Annotated in this window: 1 protein-coding gene and 1 rRNA gene; both read left to right on the top strand. The window is 63.7% G+C overall.

Annotation, left to right across the window (positions count from 1 at the left end; genetic code table 11):
* A 5S ribosomal RNA gene (rrf, locus tag AC2W7E_RS16230) occupies positions 1-110 on the top strand; the annotation flags it as partial.
* 75 nt (positions 111-185) lie between these two features.
* A partial coding sequence (locus AC2W7E_RS16225; RefSeq protein WP_485989527.1) for a hypothetical protein occupies positions 186-592 on the top strand: 407 nt, incomplete at its 3' end.

Below are 592 nucleotides of genomic sequence, written 5' to 3'. Positions count from 1 at the left end.
GCCATAGCGTGAGGGAAACGCCCGGTCACATTCCGAACCCGGAAGCTAAGCCTCACAGCGCCGATGGTACTGCAGGGGGGACCCTGTGGGAGAGTAGGACACCGCCGGACTCCTTTTAGTCGAAATGGCCACCCATCGTTGGGTGGCCATTTTGCGTTTACAGCACCAAGAGAACAGGGAGCACCATGCCGGAAGAGGAAGAGCGCCGTCCACGTCGCAACGACGACAGGAACCAGCGCAACGATCGTCCTTCCGGAGGTCGCCCCGTCTACCGCGACGGCGCATCTCGCTCCGGCGACCGCGGCCCGCGTCGTGAGGGCGGCTACAACCGTGATGGTGGTGCCCCGCGTCGCGAGGGTGGCTACAACAACCGTGACGGTGCCCCGCGTCGTGAGGGTGGTTACAACCGCGATGGTGCTCCGCGTCGTGAGGGCGGTTACAACAACCGTGACGGTGGGCCGCGTCGTGAGGCGCGCATCAAGAAGACCAAGATCAACGCCCGCGAGTTCTTCCAGACCGTCGCCGAGATCCAGTTCGAGTCCGGCTACCCGTACGTCATGTTCGAGGACACGGTCAACAAGGCCAACCCCAT

Source organism: Microbacterium sp. CFSPD4_SD4, assembly GCF_057364585.1.
This window is presented reverse-complemented; position numbering and strand designations above follow the sequence as displayed.